16 protein-coding genes and 2 pseudogenes are annotated in these 18,061 nt (G+C 73.3%); 11 read left to right on the top strand and 7 right to left on the bottom strand.

All coding sequences use genetic code 11. The annotated features are described in order from the left end of the window. Positions 1-2 precede the first annotated feature (2 nt). Positions 3-1,346 (bottom strand): allantoinase AllB, encoded by a 1,344-nt coding sequence (gene allB / locus P8A20_RS05765; protein WP_306103001.1) that lies wholly within the window; start codon positions 1,344-1,346, stop codon positions 3-5. A 333-nt stretch (positions 1,347-1,679) separates the two neighbouring features. Between allB and P8A20_RS05770 the strand changes: the two genes are divergently transcribed. After that, the gene (locus tag P8A20_RS05770) at positions 1,680-2,480 is read left to right on the top strand and encodes an IclR family transcriptional regulator (RefSeq protein WP_147960115.1); all 801 of its coding nucleotides are present in this window, start codon (positions 1,680-1,682) and stop codon (positions 2,478-2,480) included. A 48-nt stretch (positions 2,481-2,528) separates the two neighbouring features. Here the strand turns inward: P8A20_RS05770 and P8A20_RS38630 are convergent, their stop codons facing one another. The 3 genes and pseudogenes from P8A20_RS38630 to P8A20_RS05780 all read right to left on the bottom strand — a co-directional run bounded on the left by P8A20_RS38630 (position 2,529) and on the right by P8A20_RS05780 (position 4,319). After that, entirely contained in the window at positions 2,529-2,738 is a 210-nt protein-coding gene (locus tag P8A20_RS38630) for an ATP-binding cassette domain-containing protein (protein ID WP_371934446.1), read from the bottom strand. 18 nt (positions 2,739-2,756) lie between these two features. Then, a pseudogene (locus tag P8A20_RS05775) lies at positions 2,757-3,210 on the bottom strand (ATP-binding cassette domain-containing protein); the annotation flags it as partial. Next, on the bottom strand, positions 3,207-4,319 hold the full coding sequence (locus P8A20_RS05780) for an ABC transporter permease (RefSeq protein ID WP_306103002.1): 1,113 nt from the start codon (positions 4,317-4,319) through the stop codon (positions 3,207-3,209). The gene P8A20_RS05780 and the pseudogene P8A20_RS05775, both read right to left, overlap by 4 nt. Positions 4,320-4,429: 110 nt before the next feature. Between P8A20_RS05780 and P8A20_RS05785 the strand changes: the two genes are divergently transcribed. Together P8A20_RS05785 and P8A20_RS05790 are read left to right on the top strand one after the other, a co-directional pair. Then, positions 4,430-5,686 (top strand): sensor histidine kinase, encoded by a 1,257-nt coding sequence (locus tag P8A20_RS05785; protein ID WP_147960112.1) that lies wholly within the window; start codon positions 4,430-4,432, stop codon positions 5,684-5,686. Then, positions 5,683-6,315 carry a response regulator gene (locus tag P8A20_RS05790; protein WP_147960111.1) on the top strand — a complete coding sequence of 211 codons (633 nt, stop codon included), beginning with the start codon at positions 5,683-5,685 and terminating at the stop codon, positions 6,313-6,315. The genes P8A20_RS05785 and P8A20_RS05790 overlap by 4 nt, the downstream gene beginning before the upstream one ends. Positions 6,316-6,317: 2 nt before the next feature. Here P8A20_RS05790 and P8A20_RS05795 read toward each other — a convergent pair whose 3' ends face one another. Further along, entirely contained in the window at positions 6,318-6,635 is a 318-nt protein-coding gene (locus P8A20_RS05795; RefSeq protein WP_187282160.1) for a DUF5955 family protein, read from the bottom strand. A 190-nt stretch (positions 6,636-6,825) separates the two neighbouring features. Here P8A20_RS05795 and P8A20_RS05800 point away from each other — a divergent pair, with 190 nt between their 5' ends. After that, on the top strand, positions 6,826-7,431 hold the full coding sequence (locus tag P8A20_RS05800) for a nucleotidyltransferase family protein (protein ID WP_147960109.1): 606 nt from the start codon (positions 6,826-6,828) through the stop codon (positions 7,429-7,431). 253 nt (positions 7,432-7,684) lie between these two features. Then, positions 7,685-9,304, top strand: coding sequence for a malate synthase A (gene aceB / locus P8A20_RS05805; protein ID WP_306103003.1), 1,620 nt, complete (start codon positions 7,685-7,687; stop codon positions 9,302-9,304). 91 nt (positions 9,305-9,395) lie between these two features. Here the strand turns inward: aceB and P8A20_RS05810 are convergent, their stop codons facing one another. After that, a complete protein-coding gene (locus P8A20_RS05810) occupies positions 9,396-10,184 on the bottom strand; it encodes a thioesterase family protein (RefSeq protein ID WP_147960107.1) in 789 nt (262 codons plus the stop codon). 163 nt (positions 10,185-10,347) lie between these two features. Here P8A20_RS05810 and P8A20_RS05815 point away from each other — a divergent pair. The 6 genes and pseudogenes from P8A20_RS05815 (at position 10,348) to P8A20_RS05840 (ending at position 16,569) form a co-directional block, all read left to right on the top strand. Continuing rightward, positions 10,348-10,423, top strand: a pseudogene (locus P8A20_RS05815). A 95-nt stretch (positions 10,424-10,518) separates the two neighbouring features. Beyond that, the gene (locus P8A20_RS05820) at positions 10,519-11,655 is read left to right on the top strand and encodes a leucine-rich repeat domain-containing protein (RefSeq protein ID WP_306103004.1); all 1,137 of its coding nucleotides are present in this window, start codon (positions 10,519-10,521) and stop codon (positions 11,653-11,655) included. Next, a complete protein-coding gene (locus tag P8A20_RS05825) occupies positions 11,652-13,397 on the top strand; it encodes an ankyrin repeat domain-containing protein (protein ID WP_306103005.1) in 1,746 nt (581 codons plus the stop codon). The genes P8A20_RS05820 and P8A20_RS05825 overlap by 4 nt, the downstream gene beginning before the upstream one ends. Then, positions 13,394-14,602, top strand: coding sequence for an AAA family ATPase (locus tag P8A20_RS05830; RefSeq protein WP_147960104.1), 1,209 nt, complete (start codon positions 13,394-13,396; stop codon positions 14,600-14,602). The genes P8A20_RS05825 and P8A20_RS05830 overlap by 4 nt, the downstream gene beginning before the upstream one ends. 1 nt (position 14,603) lies before the next feature. Next, a complete protein-coding gene (locus P8A20_RS05835; protein ID WP_147960505.1) occupies positions 14,604-15,764 on the top strand; it encodes a vWA domain-containing protein in 1,161 nt (386 codons plus the stop codon). A 142-nt stretch (positions 15,765-15,906) separates the two neighbouring features. Continuing rightward, positions 15,907-16,569 carry a lysophospholipid acyltransferase family protein gene (locus P8A20_RS05840; protein ID WP_147960103.1) on the top strand — a complete coding sequence of 221 codons (663 nt, stop codon included), beginning with the start codon at positions 15,907-15,909 and terminating at the stop codon, positions 16,567-16,569. 88 nt (positions 16,570-16,657) lie between these two features. Here P8A20_RS05840 and P8A20_RS05845 read toward each other — a convergent pair whose 3' ends face one another. Further along, positions 16,658-18,007, bottom strand: coding sequence for a hypothetical protein (locus P8A20_RS05845; RefSeq protein WP_306103006.1), 1,350 nt, complete (start codon positions 18,005-18,007; stop codon positions 16,658-16,660). Positions 18,008-18,061 lie beyond the last annotated feature (54 nt).

The following is an 18,061-nucleotide window of genomic DNA, read 5'->3' on the forward strand; positions in this document are numbered from 1 at the left end:
GGTCAGTGGTTCCTCTCGAGGAGACGGCCGGTGGGTTCGGCGAGTACGCCGTCGGCCGCGATCCGCTTGCCGCGCAGCCAGGTGGACCTGACGACGCCGTGCAGCGTCCTGCCCGCGTAGGCGGTGACCTGGTTGCGGTGGAAGAGTCCGGCCGGATCGACGGTGAAGGTCTCCTCGGGGGCGAGGACCGCGAAGTCCGCGTCCCGTCCGGCCTCGACGGCGCCCTTGCGGGTCAGTCCGGCGAGGGCTGCCGGGGCCGCCGACATCCAGCGGGCCACGTCGTCGAGGGTGTGACCGCGTCGGCGGGCCTCGGTCCAGATCGCGGGCAGCCCGAGCTGGAGGGAGGAGATACCGCCCCACGCGGAGGCGAAGTCGGGGGTCTTGAGGTCCGTGGTGCAGGGCGAGTGGTCGGAGACGATGCAGTCGATCGTGCCGTCGGCGAGCCCCGCCCAGAGTGCGTCCTGGTTGACGGCCTCACGGATCGGCGGACAGCACTTGAACTCCGTCGCCCCGTCCGGGACCTCCTCGGCGGTCAGGGTGAGGAAGTGCGGGCACGACTCGACACTCACACGCACCCCCTCCCGCTTGGCGGCGGCGATCTGCGGCAGCGCGTCGCTGGAGGAGAGGTGAAGGACGTGTACGCGGGCGTCCAGACGCCGGGCCTGGGCGATGAGGCCCTCGATCGCGGCGTTCTCGGCGTCACGCGGGCGGGACGCCAGGAAGTCGGCGTACTTCTCCCCGCTCCTCTGCGGCGCTTCGGCCAGGTGGTGCGGATCCTCGGCGTGCACGATCAGCAGTCCGCCGAATCCGGCGATCTCCGCCATGGACCGGGCCAGTTGCTCCTGGTCGAGCTCGGGGAACTCCTCGACGCCGGAGGGCGAGAGGAAGCATTTGAAGCCGAACACCCCGGACTCGTACAGCGGGCGCAGATCCTTCGTGTTGGACGGGATCGCACCGCCCCAGAAGCCGGTGTCGATGTGCGCCTTGGGCGCGGCCACCTGCTGCTTGACGCGCAGGTTCTCGACCGTCGTGGTCGGCGGGAGGGAGTTCAGCGGCATGTCGAGGAGCGTGGTGATGCCGCCCGCGGCCGCCGCCCGGGTGGCGGTCCAGAAGCCCTCCCAATCGGTGCGGCCGGGGTCGTTCACATGGACATGGGTGTCGACGAGCCCCGGCATCAGGACGTCGTCGCCGAAGTCCTCGACGCGGGCGCCGGCCGGCACCTCGGCGTCGTACGGCAGGACCGCCTCGATCTTCCCGCCGGCGACGAGGACCGCCGCGGCGCGGGTTCCCTCGGGGGTGACGACGCGCGTCGAGCGGAGTACCAGCTTCACGTCCACACCGGGCACCTGTGCTCCTTCACTCGGATTCAACGATTTGTTGAAGGAGTCTTCACTCGGGAAAGCGGCCCGTCAAGACCTCGCCTCCACCGTGTGACGACCAGTGGACCATGAACCATGCCGCTTGGAGATTTCCACAAAGTAAAAGTTCATTTTCGCCAGACGGAACGTAGAATGGGCCAGGAGCGGCATCGCCGCGCTTCGGGCCGAACACGGGCCGGATCGCCGACACCAGGACAAAACAGGTCCTGACCGGCAAGGACGCCGCACCGGGAGCAGTGGGCCGATCGGGAACAGCCCGGTAGGCTGCTGCCTTGCCTCCGCTTCGAAAGGACCGTTGACGTGCCGCCGTCTCACGCCAGCACATCCGACTCCAAGCCCGCCGGTCCCAGCGGCGGCGTGCAGTCCCTGGAGCGCGCCTTCGACCTGTTGGAGCGCATGGCGGACGCCGGGGGCGAGGTCGGGCTCAGCGAACTCTCCGCGAGCAGCGGACTCCCGCTCCCCACCATCCACCGTCTGATGCGCACCCTGGTCGTGTGCGGCTACGTGCGCCAGCAGCCCAACCGGCGTTATGCGCTGGGTCCCCGGCTGATCCGTCTCGGCGAGTCCGCGTCCCGGCTGCTGGGGACCTGGGCACGGCCGTACCTCCAGCGCCTGGTCGAGGAGACCGGTGAGACGGCGAACATGGCACTGCTCGACGGGGACGAGATCGTCTACGTCGCCCAGGTGCCGTCGAAGCACTCGATGCGGATGTTCACCGAGGTCGGCCGACGGGTGCTCCCCCACTCCACCGGTGTCGGCAAGGCGCTCCTCGCGCACACCCCGGCGGACGAGGTACGCGCGCTGCTGGCCCGCACGGGCATGCCGGCCGCCACCGAGAAGACGATCACCACGCCGGACGGTTTCCTCGACGCGCTGGAACAGGTGCGCAGGGCGGGCTACGCGGTCGACGACAACGAGCAGGAGATCGGCGTCCGCTGCCTCGCGGTGTCGGTGCCCGACTCCCCCACCTCGGCCGCCATCTCCATCTCCGGGCCCGCGGGCCGGGTCACGGAGACCGCGACCGAGCGGATCGTGCCGATCCTCCAGGAGGTCGCGAAGGAGCTCTCCGTGGCCCTGGCCAGCAGCGGGCCGGCTGCCTGAGGCCGAGGGCGGACACACCGGGCCCGGACGAGGCCCGGCAGGATGTGTTCAGGCCGGGGCGGGGGCCGTCAGCCGGCCGTCCCGCATCGTCACCGTCCCGTCCACCAGGCCGAGGTGCGCCCGGTCGTGTGTGACCAGGACCGTGGCCGTCGACCGTTCGCGGGTCAGTCCGGCCAGCAGGTCCAGGACCGCGGCGCCCCGTTCATGGTCGAGCGCGCTGGTGGGTTCGTCGACGAGCAGCACCGCGGGCTCGTTCATCAGAGCCCGTGCGATGTTGACCCGCTGACGCTGACCACCGGAGAGCTCGTGCGGCCTGCGGTCGGCCTCGTCGGCCAGACCGACCGCGTCCAGGAGTTCCCGGGCCCTGGCCAGGGCGGCACGTGCCAGGCCCTCCGGACAGGTGCTTCATCACCAGTACCTGCTCCGCGGCGGTGAGCGACGGCAGCAGGTTCGGCTGCTGGAAGACGATGCCGACGCGATCCCGGCGCAGGGCCGCCTTCTCCGCCCGGCCGAGCCCGGTGGTGTCCGTCCCCGCGACGACGACCTTCCCCCGGTCCGGGGTGACCAGCGTGGCCGCGACGGCGAGCAGGCTGGACTTGCCGGAACCCGAGGGCCCGACGACCGCGGTGAGTGTGCCCGCGGCCACGTGCAGGGAGACCCGGTCCAGAGCGGTCAGCCGGGTGTCGCCGTCGGGGTAGGTGAGGGTGACGTCGGTGAGGGTGAGTGTCATCGGGCGCTCCCGAGTGCGATGAGGGGGTCGACAGCGGTGATCCGCCTGATGGACAGGGCGGCTCCGAGCGCGCCGAGGACGATCATGACGGCGGCCGGCACGAGGACGGTGGACGCGTCGAGGACGAACGGCACGGCGCCGTCCCCGCCGCCGACGAGCGCACCGATGCCCGCGGCGAGCGCGGTGCCGATGCCGGTGCCGGCCGCCAGCATCACGACGGCCTGCCCGAGCGCGTCCCGCAGCAGGTACGGGGTGGAGGCGCCCAGCGCCTTGAGCACGGCGACGTCGGCGCTGCGCTGGATGGTCCAGACGGTGAAGAAGGCCCCGACGACCAGGGCGGAGATGGCGAGGAGGAAGCCCCGCATCAGCTGGAGCGAGCCGTTCTCCGCCTGGTAGGAGCCGATCGCGGTGAGCGATTCGTCCAGGGTCAGGGTGCGGGTACCGGCCGCCTCGTCACCGGCCGCGAGGTCGGCGCCGTGGGCCGTCAGCGCGATCACCGTGGCCCGCTGCCCGACCGGACTGCCCTGCCCATCGCCTTCTTCCCCGTTCCCGTTCCCGCCGAGGTTCTGCCAGTCGTCGAGCGAGGTCCACACCACCGGGGTGTGGCTGTACGAGGCGTCGCCCGAGACCGCGCCGACGGTCACCTCCGAGCCGCCCAGCCGCAGGGTGTCCCCGGGACCGGCACCGAGGCCGTCGGCGGCCTGCCGGGAGAGCACCACGCGGCCCGCCGCCACCGTCCCGGGCGCCAGCCCGCCGTCCGGGCGGACACCGAACGCCGAGACCGCGGCCGTGCGGCGCCCGTCGGCGGTGGCGGCGTCCAGCGTCCGGATGCCGAGGGGCTCGGCGGCTGTGACACCGGGCGCGGCCCAGGTGCGCCAGGCGCTCTCCTCGACGGCCGATTCCGTGAACGACACCGACCGGCCGTCCGGCGGGGCGGCGAACGCGAGGCGTTCGGCGTCAAGCCCCGTGACGGCCGAGGTGTTCTCCCTGGCCAAGCCGGCCGTCAGGCCGGACAACAGGCCCACGAGCAGCGTGATCAGCACCACGACCGTGCCCATGAGCGCGAAACGGCCCTTTGCGAACCGGAGATCTCTCCATGCGACGAACATGACTCCAGGCTCGGCCCCCGGGCCCGGGCGGACATCGCCCTCGGGACGGGCGAGACATCAATCCTTCGGTTGACCTGCGGCGCGCCCGGCGCCTCTACGCTGGACGGACCATGGATTCGCGTTCGCACACCACTGTCACCACCGCACTGCGGCTCTGTCTGCACGCCCTGCTGGTCGGGCTGCTGGCGCTGACCGCGGTCCGCTCCACGAGCGGCACCGCGGTCGTCGTCCTGGCCGGGGTGATGGCCGCGCTGTACGGTGCGGGCGCCCTGGCCCCGTACGTGCAGCCGCACACCCGGGCCGCCGCCGTCTGGCTCGCCGCGCTGGGCGCGGTGTGGCTGGCCCTGCTCGTCCTGTCGCCGGACGCCCTGTGGGTGGCCTTCCCGCTGTACTTCCTGCAACTGCACCTGCTCCCGGTGCGACGGGGAGTGCCTGCAGTGGTGGTCACCGCCGCCGCCGCCATCGCCTGCTTCGTCCTCCACAACCAGGCGGTCAACCCGGGCACCTTCATCGGTCCGCCGCTCGGGGCGGCGGTCGCCGTCGCGACCGTACTCGGCTACGACGCGCTGTACCGCGAGAGCGAGCGGCGTCGTGAGCTCATCGAGGAGCTGGTCTCCACCCGGGCGGAGCTGGCCGAGGCGGAACGCGCGGCGGGCACCCTGGCCGAGCGGGAGCGGCTGGCCCGCGAGATCCACGACACCCTCGCGCAGGGCCTGTCCAGCATCCAGCTGCTGCTGCGGGCCGCCGAGCGCACCCTCCCGGCGGACGCGCCGGCCACCGCACACGTGCGCCGGGCCCGTGGGACCGCCCAGGACAACCTGGCCGAGGCCCGCCGCTTCGTGAGGGCGCTGAGCCCGCCGGACCTGGAGCACGGCTCGCTGGCGGCGGCGCTGTCCCGGCTGGCCTCCCGCACCTCGACGCAGGAACTCACCGTGCGGTTCGCGGTCAGCGGTACGCCGGTGGCGCTGCCCACCCCGTACGAGGTGGCGTTGCTCCGTACCGCACAGTCCGCGCTGGCCAACGCGGTACGGCACTCGGGCGCGCGGCGGGCGGAGATCACCCTCAGCTTCATGGGGACGTCGGTGTCCCTGGACGTCGTGGACGACGGGCGCGGCTTCGACCCGGAGTCCTCGGGCGGGAGCCGGCGGAGCTCGGGGAGCGGGGGCTTCGGCCTGCCCGCCATGCGCTCGCGGGCACGTTCCCTGGGCGGCACGCTGAGCGTGGAGACGGCGCCGGGGCAGGGCACCGCACTGGCGGCCACCCTCCCGCTCCCAGCCGCTGCGGACAGGCGCGCCGCCTGGGAAGAACCTTCCGTAGCGGGAGAGACCGGCGGGAAGTTCTTCGGGGGAAAGGAGGCCGCCGCATGACCGGCCCGATCAGGCTGCTGCTGGCCGACGACCACCCGGTGGTCCGGGCGGGCCTGCGGGCCGTCCTCGACGCCGAACCGGACTTCGAGATCGTCGCCGAGGCGGCCACCGCCGAGCGGGCCGTCGCCCTCGCCGCCACCGGCGCCTTCGACGTCGTCCTGATGGACCTGCAGTTCGGCGACGGGATGCACGGATCGGAGGCCACCGCGGCAATCACTGCGGCGACGGACGCACCCCGCGTCCTGATCCTCACCACGTACGAGTCGGACGCGGACATCCTGGCCGCCGTCGAGGCGGGGGCCGGCGGCTACCTGCTCAAGGACGCCCCTCCGAACGAGCTGGCAGCGGCCGTACGCACGGCCGCAGCCGGCCGCTCCGCGCTCGCCCCGGCGGTCGCCCACCGCCTGATGGACCGGATGCGCACGCCCGCCCAGGCCCTGACCGGACGCGAGCTGGAGGTCCTCCAACTGGTCGGCGAGGGCCTGTCGAACCAGCAGATCAGCAAGCGGCTGTTCCTGAGCCAGGCGACGGTGAAATCCCATCTGGTGCACATCTACGCCAAGCTGGGCGTCGACTCACGCACCTCGGCGGTCGCCGCCGCCACCGCGCGCAGGCTGATCCGCCGCTGAACTCACGGGTGGCGCGGAGGCTCCCCGAAGAGGTCCACGGCGCTCCGCACGTCCCGCAGGCCGGACGACAGTGCACTGACCGAGCCGATCGCCCCCGCGACAAGCAGCAGCGAACGGCGCAGCCGGGGGCTCTCGGGCCGCCCGCCGGCCGCCATGGCGTCCAGGGCCGCCAGCTCGTCCTCGGCGATCCCCCGGTCCGGGAACTCCGCGGGATGTCCGGCGAGTTCGCGGCGCAGCCGTGAGACGGCCGCACGCAGCTCCGTCACCCTCGGGTCCTCGCCGCTTCCGGTCAACCGCTCCTGCCCCACACTTCGCAACAAAGCACTCCCCCTACGCACGCCGTCGTGCCGGTGTCGACCTGGCCCCGGGCAGTGGTCAAGTGCTCGGGAACGTCCGCGAATCAGCGCCGTCAGAGGTGGCGTGCGCCACTGTGCGGACAAGGAACGAGGGTACCCCTGAGGGGTGACGATCAATCCGCCGGTACGGAAGACGCAGTGGTATCCAGGGCACATGGTTCACACACAACGGATCCCCGTGGTCGCCGGCGTGCTGCTCGCCGCGGGTGGCGGCCGTCGCCTCGGCGGGCGGCCGAAGGCCCTGCTGGAACACCGTGGCCGCCCCCTCGTCGAGCACGCGGTGCGCGCGCTGCGCAACGGCGGGTGCGGCCCCGTCCATGTCGTCCTGGGCGCGGCTGCCGAGGAGGTGCGCGATCTGGCGGACCTCTCCGCGTGCATGGTGACGGTGAATCCGTCGTGGGAGGAGGGCATGGGCTCCTCGCTCCGGGCGGGACTGGCCTCCCTCTCCGGTTCGGACGCGGACGCCGCACTCGTCCTCCTGGTCGACCAGCCGGGCATCGGTGCGGAGGCGGTGGCCCGGGTCCGCTCTGCGTATCGCTCCCGGGCGGATCTGGCCGCCGCCGCGTACGACGGGGAGCGCGGGCACCCCGTGCTGTTCGGGGCCGACCACTGGGAGGAGGTCTCGGCGGGCGCGGTCGGGGACCAGGGGGCACGGGCCTACCTGAGGGCGCATCGCGACGCGATCACGCTCGTCGAGTGCTCCGACGTGGCGCGGGCACACGACATCGACACGGCGGCGGACCTGAGACACCTGGAGTGAACGGAACGTATCGGCCCTGGCACGCCGCGCCACCGTGACGGCACGTCCCTCGACCCGGAGAATCTCGACATCAACAAACCATTGAACTTCCACCATGAGGAAACTAATATCCACTGATCAGAAGCTCATGGTTCCGCTTCCGGTCCTCGGCGGCACCCATGGCCGTATCTCGGAGCCCTGGCACCCCGTGCCGTCCCGGGCGACCCGGCGGCCGTGGATGCCTCCGTACCACCCGCTGAAGGAGTGACAGCTCATGTCCGCACCAGCGCCGTCCCCGCTGGCCATCGTCGATGCCGAGCCCCTGCCGAGGCAGGACGAGGTCCTGACCGATGCGGCCCTCGCGTTCGTGGCCGAGCTGCACCGGCGGTTCACACCCCGGCGCGACGAGCTGCTCGCCCGCCGTGGTGAGCGCCGCGCCGAGATCGCCCGTACCTCCACGCTGGACTTCCTGCCGGAGACGGAAGCGGTCCGCGTGGACGACACCTGGAAGGTCGCCCCGGCCCCGGCCGCGCTGGACGACCGCCGGGTGGAGATCACCGGTCCGACCGACCGCAAGATGACCGTCAACGCCCTGAACTCGGGCGCCAAGGTCTGGCTCGCCGACTTCGAGGACGCGTCCGCCCCCACGTGGGAGAACGTCGTCACCGGCCAGCTCAACCTGATCGACGCGTACACCCGGAACATCGACTTCACCGACCCGAGGTCGGGCAAGTCGTACGCCCTCAGGCCCGCCGAGGAGCTCGCGACCGTCGTCACGCGCCCGCGCGGCTGGCACCTGGACGAGCGCCACCTCCAGCTCGACGGCAGCCCGGTCCCCGGCGCGCTGGTCGACTTCGGCCTCTACTTCTTCCACAACGCCCAGCGGCTGATCGACCTCGGCAAGGGCCCGTACTTCTACCTCCCGAAGACGGAGTCGTACCTGGAGGCCCGCCTCTGGAACGACATCTTCGTCTTCGCCCAGGACTACGTCGGCATCCCGCAGGGCACGGTCCGCGCGACCGTCCTGATCGAGACGATCACCGCCGCGTACGAGATGGAGGAGATCCTCTACGAGCTCCGCGACCACGCCTCCGGACTGAACGCGGGCCGCTGGGACTACCTCTTCTCCATCGTGAAGAACTTCCGTGACGGCGGCTCGAAGTTCGTCCTGCCGGACCGCAACCTGGTCACGATGACCGCCCCGTTCATGCGGGCGTACACCGAACTCCTGGTCCGCACCTGCCACAAGCGCGGCGCGCACGCCATCGGCGGCATGGCGGCCTTCATCCCCTCGCGGCGCGACGCCGAGGTCAACAAGGTCGCCTTCGAGAAGGTCAAGGCCGACAAGGACCGCGAGGCCGGCGACGGCTTCGACGGCTCCTGGGTGGCCCACCCGGACCTGGTGCCGATCGCGCTGGCCTCGTTCGACGCGGTCCTCGGGGACAAGCCGAACCAGAAGGACCGCCTGCGCGAGGACGTCACGGTGGCGGCGGGTGACCTGATCGCCATCGACACCCTGGACGCCAAGCCCTCGTACGACGGTCTGCGCAACGCCGTCGCGGTCGGCATCCGCTACATCGAGGCGTGGCTGCGGGGCATGGGCGCGGTCGCCATCTTCAACCTGATGGAGGACGCGGCCACCGCCGAGATCTCGCGCTCGCAGATCTGGCAGTGGATCAACGCGGACGTGGTCTTCGAGAACGGCGAACACGCCACCGCGGACCTCGCCCGCAAGGTCGCGGCCGAGGAACTGACCTCGATCCGCGCGGAGATCGGCGACGAGGCGTTCGAGTCCGGCAAGTGGCAGCAGGCCCACGACCTGCTGCTCCAGGTCTCCCTGGACCAGGACTACGCGGACTTCCTGACGCTGCCGGCTTACGAGCAGCTGCGCTGACCGCACATCCGTGAGCGCCGTGCCTCCGTCCCATGGGTCGGAGGCACGGCGCTTCGGTGTGCGCGGGGCGCGGCCCGCCGGGTCCGACGGTTCAGGAGGGCATCGGGCGCAGGGTGAGGATCTGCTGGGCATGTCCGACGGGGCCCGCCGTGTCGTGCAGGACGGTGCTCGTCACACCGCTTCCGTCGGGGCCGAAGGTGACGGACGTGTCGAGTCCGGTCCACCGCCCTCCGGGGCGGCGGTGGAGATGGATGGTCAGGTCGACGTTGGGGAACATCCAGGCGGTGGGCGGTTGGCGCACCGCGATGCCGTTGGCGGTGTCGACCAGCGCGACGTACGAGGCGAGAGGGCTGCTCGGCTCACCGGCCACGAGGTCCAGGCCGGTGGAGATCCAGGCAGCGGCACGCCCCGGCCGCCGGGGTGAGACCGGACGGACGTCCAGGGACCGGATGTAGCCGCCCGGCCACTCGGAGGCCAGCGGCCGGGACGGGACGGACCCGGGCGGAGGGAGCGGGCCCGTGTCACCGTCGGCGACGGCGGTGGTGTCGGTGGCGGCGAGAAGCCAGATGCGGGCCCTGACGACGGGGCGGCCGGCGATCAGCGCGACGGCTTCGAGGAGTTCGATGGTGCGGCCGGGCCGGATGGTCTCGACGCGAATCTCGCATTCGTCGAGGGCGAGGCGGCCGAGGATGTCGAAGCTGATCCGGGACATGACCAGGCCGGTGTCGGGCCGGTCGGCCAGGTGGCGGTCGACGGCGTGCACGATCAGGCCGCCGAGCGGGCTGAAGTGCTGTTCGTCCGGGTCCCAGGCGCCGCCGGCGTGCACGGTGGGCTTGTAGCGGTGGACATCGATGGGTTCGTAGTAGCTGCCGGCGTTCACGGGGTTTCTCTCTCGGTCGAGCGGACTGCCGGTGGGCGGCCGGCCGGGGCCGCGTGTGCGGAGGGCCGCCCCGGGCGGATCCTCCCGGGCCGCCCGGCAGACGAGCACAACCAGCGTACTGGCGTGCGATTTCGAGCCGGCCGCCGCTATGATCACGCACGGCAAGGCTGTAGCGCAGAGGTCGTCGCGCCCACGCATCAAGCTGGAGGACGCCGGTTCGAATCCGGCCGGTCTTGCCACCTGTTCTCGGAGGGATGGCGTCGGCACGCCGAACGGGCGGTGGACGCGGTCGTCCTCCGCGTCCGGAGTGCCGGCAAGGGACTGGAGAGTTGTGATGTCGCAGCCGATGCCCGTGCGCTGCCCGGCGATCGAGCACCCGGACCTCCCGCTCGCCGACCCCGCTCTGCTGGAGCCGCTGCTGACGCGGCTCGCGGTGGAGCGGCCGGTCGGTGCGGACGAGGTGTTCCCGCTGGGGACCCTGCGGGGCGACGGACGTGTCGACCTCTGCAAGCAGGGTCTCGGGCCCGCCGGCGCGGCCGGGGTGATGCCGGCGCTCGCCCGCTCACCGCATGCCGAACACGTCCTGCTCGGCACCAACTCCCTGGGCGACGAGGGGGCCCGCTCGGTCGCTGACGCCCTGCGGGAGGGCGACCACGGGCTGCGGACGCTCTATCTCGGCTGCAACCGCATCGGGGCCGAGGGCGCCGCCGCGCTCGCCGGGGCGCTCGGCGGGGACGGCACCGTCCGGGCCCTGTGGCTCAAGCGCAATCCGCTGGGCGACGCGGGTGTCCGGGCGCTGGTGCCGATGCTGGCCCGCAACACCGCCCTGCGCACCCTCGACCTCGTCAACAGCGGTGTCACGACCGACGGTCTGAAGTCCCTGCTCGGCGTGCTCTCGCTGCGGGAGCGGCCCGTGGAGAGGCTGTTCCTCGGCGGCAACGGGCTCGGCCCGGAAGCCGCCCCGCTCCTCGCGGCACTGCTGCGTGACGCAGGGGTGCGGGAGCTGTATCTGCCGGCCAACCACCTCGGCGACGAGGGTGCCGCCGTGCTCGCCGCCGCGGCGGACCCGGCGCGTCCGGTGCGCCTGGGCCTCGGCGGCAACGGGATCGGGCCCGCCGGGGCGAGCGCGCTGGCCGACGCGCTGGGCGGGATCGAGGCGCTCGACCTCGGGCGTCCGATGTCGCAGCGCAGCCTCGGGGCGACGGGGAACGCGCCCGGCGACGCCGGGGCGAGCGCGCTGGCCGCCGCCCTGCCCGGCAGCCCCCTGCGCCGTCTCGAACTGGCGCACACGGGCCTGACCGGCCGGGGCGCGAAGGAGCTGCTGGGCGCCGTCGGCGCGGATTCGCGGCTGGAGTACGTCGGCCTCGGCCCCGGGCTGCCCCGCAGGGTCAAGCGGTCCTTCGCCTCGCGACTGCGGCCGGACACCGGCGCCCACGCGGACCTCCGGGCGATACGGAGCGTCTACCGGTGAGTCCCTGGCCCAAGAACTGTTTCCTCCCGACGGAGGAGGCGTCGAGCCTGCACAAGGCCCGCCGGTACGCCGTGCCCCGCCGGATGATCGAGCGGGCCACGGAGCGGCGGCTGGCCGGTGACTGGCGTGGCGCCCTCGCGGCGGCCCACGTCGAACCCGCCTTCGACCTCGCGGAGGTGGCGACCGCATACGGTCCGGTCGTGGCCGGAGCCCTCGCGTCGGACCTGCGCCACCTCGTGCCCGACCTGGTGCACTGGCACGTGCCCCGGGCGCTGGGAGGGCGCTCGACGGTCGCCACCGGCCGCACCGTGGTGCTGGCCGGCTACGGGAACGGTTCCGGGCTGCCCCTCACGCCGTATCTGCATCTGAGCACTCCCCCGATGTTCGACGGACCCCAGGGGCTCGTCCTGCGCTTCGGTGCCGTGCCCGATGAGGGAACTCCCGGCGTCTTCGGTGCCCGTACCGAGGACTGGCGGGCCGAACGGTGGCTGTGGGACGCGCGGCACACGGCCCGTCTCCGGGAGGCGGTCGGCGCCGCAGGCCGGATTCCCTTCCTCCGTCACGACGGCACGCCGCTGAGCTCCCGGGAACTCGCCGCGGCCGACGACGCGGGCGCCAGGGCGGAGCGGGTGACACTGCTCCACCAGGAGGGCCGGGTCTCCGAGGCCTTCGCCGCCGCAGGCGTCGACTGGGACCCGGCCCTGCCTGAGGCCCAGCGGTCGTGGCGCGGGCTGGACGTCGAGGAGAACATCCGCCGGATGGCGCTCGACATCCCCCGCCTGGGCCCGGCGGTGCGGCGCGCGACCGCCACGGGTGGCGGGGAGCGCTTCCTGGTCGCCATGAGCTGGCGGGCCCACCTCCTGCTGGACATCACGGAGCACAGTACGGGCGGGCGTCTCCGGGCCCGTGTCGTCGAGAGGGAGACCCCGGGCGCGGCATCGGCGGCCCGGCTTCCCGAGGCGGCCTGGCGCCGCCTTCCCGACCTCGACCTGCTGCGGAGCGGTGCCATGCCGCCGCAGTGGCTCCACCCGCTGGTCGCCCGGGCGCTGTTCCCCGCCGTCGAGGGGCCGTTCGGCCCCCCTGGGCCTCCGGCGCCACGCCCCGTGCGGGTGAGGTGCAGGGGCGAGTGGCACGAGGTCGTGTTCCGGGACGGCGCGCTCCGCTCCCCGCACACCGATGAGGAACGGCAGCGGGAGAGTGCCCTGCGGGCCTTCGGCGGGGCCGTCGCCGGCTGCTTCGCCGTGGAGCACTCCTGCACGTCGGGCACCGGACGGCTTCCGAAGGCACTGCGGGCACAGGTGCGGGAGCTGTTCCTGCACGCCCAGCACGGGGACACCACCGCGGTGCTGGCGATGCTGGACGCCGGTGTGGACCTCCGGGTGAAGGACGCACGGCAGCGGGGTCTGCTGCACGTCCTGCCGCTGCTCGACCACGAGGCCCTGCTGCCCCGGCTCCTGGAGGCGGGACTCGACCTGGAGGCCAGGGACCACATGGAGCGGACCCCGCTGGGCGTCGCGGTCGGCGAGAGGGGCTCCGCCGCACTGGTGCGCGCCCTGCTCGACGCCGGGGCCCGGACGGACGTGACCGACGCGACCGAGCTGTCGCTGTCCCAGACGATCCGGCGGTACAAGCGCACGGACCTCGCCTTCCTCAGAGAGCGCGTGGAGGCCGAGCACCCGGGTATCGGGTCCGCCTGGTACGACAAGTGGTTCCAGGAAGACGCGGAGGACGAGGAACAGTGAGCACCACCATCCGGCCCGCCTCCGTCACGCCGGGACCGCTGGAAGCCGCCGACGAGCTCAACCGGCGGCTGCGCACCACCCGTACCGAGCCTGCCCGGAGTCCTCAACTTGAGGCCCTCGCACTGGCGGTGACGGCCAATCAGCCAGTTCTGCTGTGGGGCGAGCCCGGGATCGGCAAGTCCGCGGGCATGGAGCAGCTCGCCGCCGGGCTCGGCCTCGAACTGGAGACGGTCATCGCGAGCGTCCACGAGCCGTCGGACTTCGCCGGGCTGCCGGTCGTGGGGGACGACCCGGCGGTGACCGGTGTGCCGATGGCCCCGCCGGACTGGGCGGTCCGGCTCGCCCGTGCGGGCCGCGGGCTCCTCTTCTTCGACGAGCTGTCCTCGGCGCCGCCCGCCGTGCAGGCGGCCCTCCTGCGGGTCGTCCTCGAACGGCGGGTGGGCAGCCTGCGGTTGCCGGAGGCGGTACGCATCGTGGCGGCCGCCAACCCCCCGTCGAGCGCGGCCGACGGGTGGCACCTCAGCCCGCCGCTCGCCAACCGCTTCGTCCACCTCCGATGGACGCACGACCCGCGCACCGTCGCCCGCGGTATGGCGGGGACCTGGCCCGCGCTGGGTGTACCGGTCGTCGACCCGGCCAGGGTTCCGGGTGCGGCGGCGCGGGCCAGGGGGTCGGTCTCCGGGTTCCTGACGGCGCGTCCCGGCCTGGTCCACCACATGCCGGCCGACGCGGAGAGCCGGGGCCGGGCATGGCCGTCCCCGAGGACCTGGGACATGGCGCTGCGGCTGCTGGCCACCGGTTACGCGGCCGGCGCCGGGCGGGAGGCCGTCGCGTCCGTGCTCACCGGGGCGGTCGGGGACGGGGCGGGCATCGAGCTGCTGTCCTACCTGGAACACCTCGATCTGCCCGACCCCGACCGGGTGCTCGCGGACCCCGACGCGTTCGCGCTGCCGGGACGCGGTGACCGGCAGCTCGCCTTCCTGATCGCGGTCGTCGCCGCCGTGCAGGGCGACCTGACCAGGGAGCGCTGGGAGGCGGGGTGGGCCGTGCTCGCCAAGGCCGTCGACGCCGGTGTGCCGGACGTGGCAGCCAGGGCCGCGGTGGACCTCGCCGGGATGCGGGACCTCGACTGGCCGGTGCCGCCGGGCATCGACGGCTTCCTGGACCTGCTGCGGCAGTCCGGCGCCCTTCCTCAGGGCGGCTGAACTGGACACCACGAAGCTGCTCGCGGCGCGGTACCGGGCGGCAGCCGACCGCCCGTACCTGGCCTCGGCCCTGTACGCCCTGACCGTGGTGCCGAGCGACGAGGTGCCGACCATGGGCGTGGACCGGTACTGGCGCTGCTACGTCTCGCCCCGCTTCGTCGACGGCACGCCGGTGGCGGAACTGGCGGCGGTGTGGGTGCACGAGGTCGCACATCTGCTGCGCGACCACCACGGGCGGGCGGAACGGCTGCCCGCGGCCGACCAGCGCGACCGGCACCGGGTGAACGTCGCACAGGACTGCGAGATCAACGACGACCTGATCGCCGACGGGCTCCCCCTGCCCGCGGGGCGGATGGAGCCGCGCCTCTTCGGCCTGCCGGAGGGCCGTCTCTTCGAGGCGTACCTGCCCGAACTGCCGCGCTCCCCCGTCACCCACGACTGCGGGTCGGGCGCCCACGGGCAGCCGTCCCCGTGGGAGTCGGGCGACCGCGCGGGGCCGGCGGGGGTCGGCGCGGTGGAGGCGGAGGCCCTGCGCCGCCACACCGCGGAGGCGATGCGCGCCCACGCACGCGCCCGGGGCAGCCTCCCCGGAGGCTGGAAGCGCTGGGCGGACGAGGTCCTCGAACCCACCGTCGACTGGCGGCAGGCGCTCGCGGGCGCCGTACGCGAGGCAGCCGCCTGGGCCTCGGGGGCGATCGACTACACCTACCGCCGGCCGTCCCGCCGGAGCGCGGCGATGCGCGGGATCGTGCTGCCGAGCCTGCGCCGCCCGCTTCCCAGGGTGGCGGTCGTCATCGACACCTCGGGCTCGATGGGCGAGGCCGAGATCGCCTCCGCGCTGGGCGAGGTGACGGGCGTGCTGCGCGAGGTCGGTGTCCGGGGCAACCGGGTGACGGTCCTGGCCTGCGACGCCGATGTCCAGGCGGTCTCCCGGGTGACGTCCACCGGGCAGATCACGCTGGGCGGGGGCGGCGGCACGGACATGCGGGTCGGGATCACCGCGGCGCTGGCGGGGCCGGAACGCCCGGGCATCGTCATCGTGCTGACGGACGGACTCACCCCGTGGCCCGACGAGACCCCCTCCTGCCGGCTCGTCGCCGCCCTCGTCGGACCGTCCGCTCCGGCCCCTCCCGCGTGGGTCGAGACGGTACGCGTCACGTAGAACGGTCCCCCGTGAACCGGTCCCTCACCTCACGTCCGGCCCGGGTACCGGACCGCAGAGGATGAGTGCGGCTACTCAGGCTCCGGGCGGTTCCCCGGCCGAGGATGGAGACCGCCATCAGATCGAGCTCAGGAGTCCGGACATGCTCAGCCGCCTCGCCGACGTCCTGGTACCCGCCGTCGGCCGCCTCACGATCACGGCCGACGCGGGCGCCGTGCTGGCCCCCGGCAGCATCATCGCCGCGAACCACACCTCGCTCGCCGACCCCGCCGTCGTGCTCGCCGCGCTGCACCGCCTCGGGGCCCGTCCGGTCGTCATGGCGGCCGCCGGACTGTGGCGCGTACCGGTACTCGGCCGTGCGCTCGCCCGGGAGGGACACATCCCCGTCCACCGTGGCGACCGGCGCGCGGCGAACGCCCTGGACGAAGCCGCGGAGGCGCTCGGCCGCGGACGCATGGTCCTCATCTACGCCGAAGGCGGCCTCCCGCTCCGCACGGACGCCGCGGAAGCGGCGCCCGAGGCCTTCCGCAGCGGCCTGTCCCGGCTCGCCCTGCGGAGCGGGGCCCCGGTGGTGCCGGTCGGTCAGGCCGGCGCACGCCGGGTGACCTCGGGAAGCGTGCCCAAGCAGCTCGCGGGCCTGTTCACGGCGCCACTGCGCCGCCCCGGCATGCATGTGCACATCGGCGCACCACTCGATCTCTCGGCGGACGGCGCCGACCGGACCGAGCGGGCCCGCACAGCGGTGACGGCCGCCTGGCGGACGGCCGCCACGCGGCTCGGAGAGCCCGCCGCGCTCGCCGCATGAGGAGCGTTCGGCCCGAGCACGGTCCCGACCGCCGTCCCGGGCCCGGTGTTCCGGGCCCGGGACGGCGCGTCGCCGCAGGTCCGCCCGCTCACCCGCCGGACGGGATGTCCACGTAGTCCTTGAAGAGCAGGGAGACGGTGTGGCGGTCGGAGGGCCAGTTCGGCACCGCGAGGGTCTCGTCCACCCTTCCCGCCCCGCGCATCGTCTGCGTGACCGGGATCGTCCCCCGGGCCCGCTCGTCGGCCGGCAGGGACAGGTCCGTGGCCGTCAGGAACGGGACCCGGTCGAAGGGCGGCAGCGCCGCATCGAGGTGACTGACTCCGTCACACCCCTTGTCGAACGCGAACAGGCCCAGGATCTGCCTCAGTTGCGGTGACACGGCCGGGTTGAGGACGTCGGCCCCGGCGATACGGAGGCGGTCGTCGTCCGCCGTTCCGGCCCGCCACTCGCGTGCGCGGACGACGGTGAGCGCGGTCTGCCCGGGGCAGACGTCGATGGAGTCCGCGACACCTCCCGGGGGCGAGACGAGCAGACGTACGAAGCGGTCGCCGCGCTCGAACGGTTCGAAGTAGAAGTGGCCGGTGCGCTCGCCGGGCCGGACGAACGCCAGTTCGTAGTGTCCGCGTCGGCCGACTCCGAGCGGGCCGAAGGCCCCGTCCTCGCCGGTCCGGACGACGCGCTCCGGGAGCAGCCCGGCGCGGGCGCCGGTGGCGGGGTCGAGCCGCCACACCTCCAGGCGTCCGGCGAGCCCCTTGTTCTGCGGGAAGTGCACGGCACGGCCGGCGATCTCCACCGAGGCGGCGGCCTCGGGCAGCACCCGGGTGGTGAGCGGCGGTCTGCCCCGGAGGAAGGTGTAGACGTGGGCGAAGCTCTCGGCGGATGTGGCGCTCTCGGTGTGCCCGGCCTGAGGCTCGTGGACGTTGAGTGCCCCGCCGATCGAACCGTTGGGCTGGAGGCTGCTCCAGATGGCCAGGGTGGGCACGCCTCCGGGCGGCGAGGCCGCCGTGCGGCCGTCGAGGTTCACGTACTTGGCGACCTCCGCCGCGCGCTCCGGCGCGGAGAGGTAGGCCTGCGCCACTCGTGTGCCGCGCGAGTGTGCGAGGAGGTCGACCTGCCGGGCACCCGTGCGTGCCAGGACCGCGTCGACCAGCTCCTCCAGTCCGGCGATCGCGTGGTCGTCGGTGGCCACGGAGGTGTCGTACTCGTGGACGTACAGCAGGTCGTCCCGGTAGCCGTTGCCGGAGAACCGCTTGGCCTGGGACTGCCACTGCTGGGCGGAGCCCTCCTGGCCGTGCACGAAGATCACGGGGTTGACCGTGGCGCGGGGCGCGGCGGCGGCCCGGGTCGGCGCCGTCAGGACGGTGAAGGTCCCGACGAGCGCCAGGAACACCGCGAGCAGAGTCGTCCGCCCGGTCCGGGCCGGCTGGGAACTGGGCATCGTTTCCTCCGAGTCGCCGTCGTCGGAGTGGGAACGTACGGCCTCCTCCGGGAG

It is taken from the genome of Streptomyces sp. Alt3, assembly GCF_030719215.1.
Classification (GTDB): domain Bacteria; phylum Actinomycetota; class Actinomycetes; order Streptomycetales; family Streptomycetaceae; genus Streptomyces; species Streptomyces glycanivorans.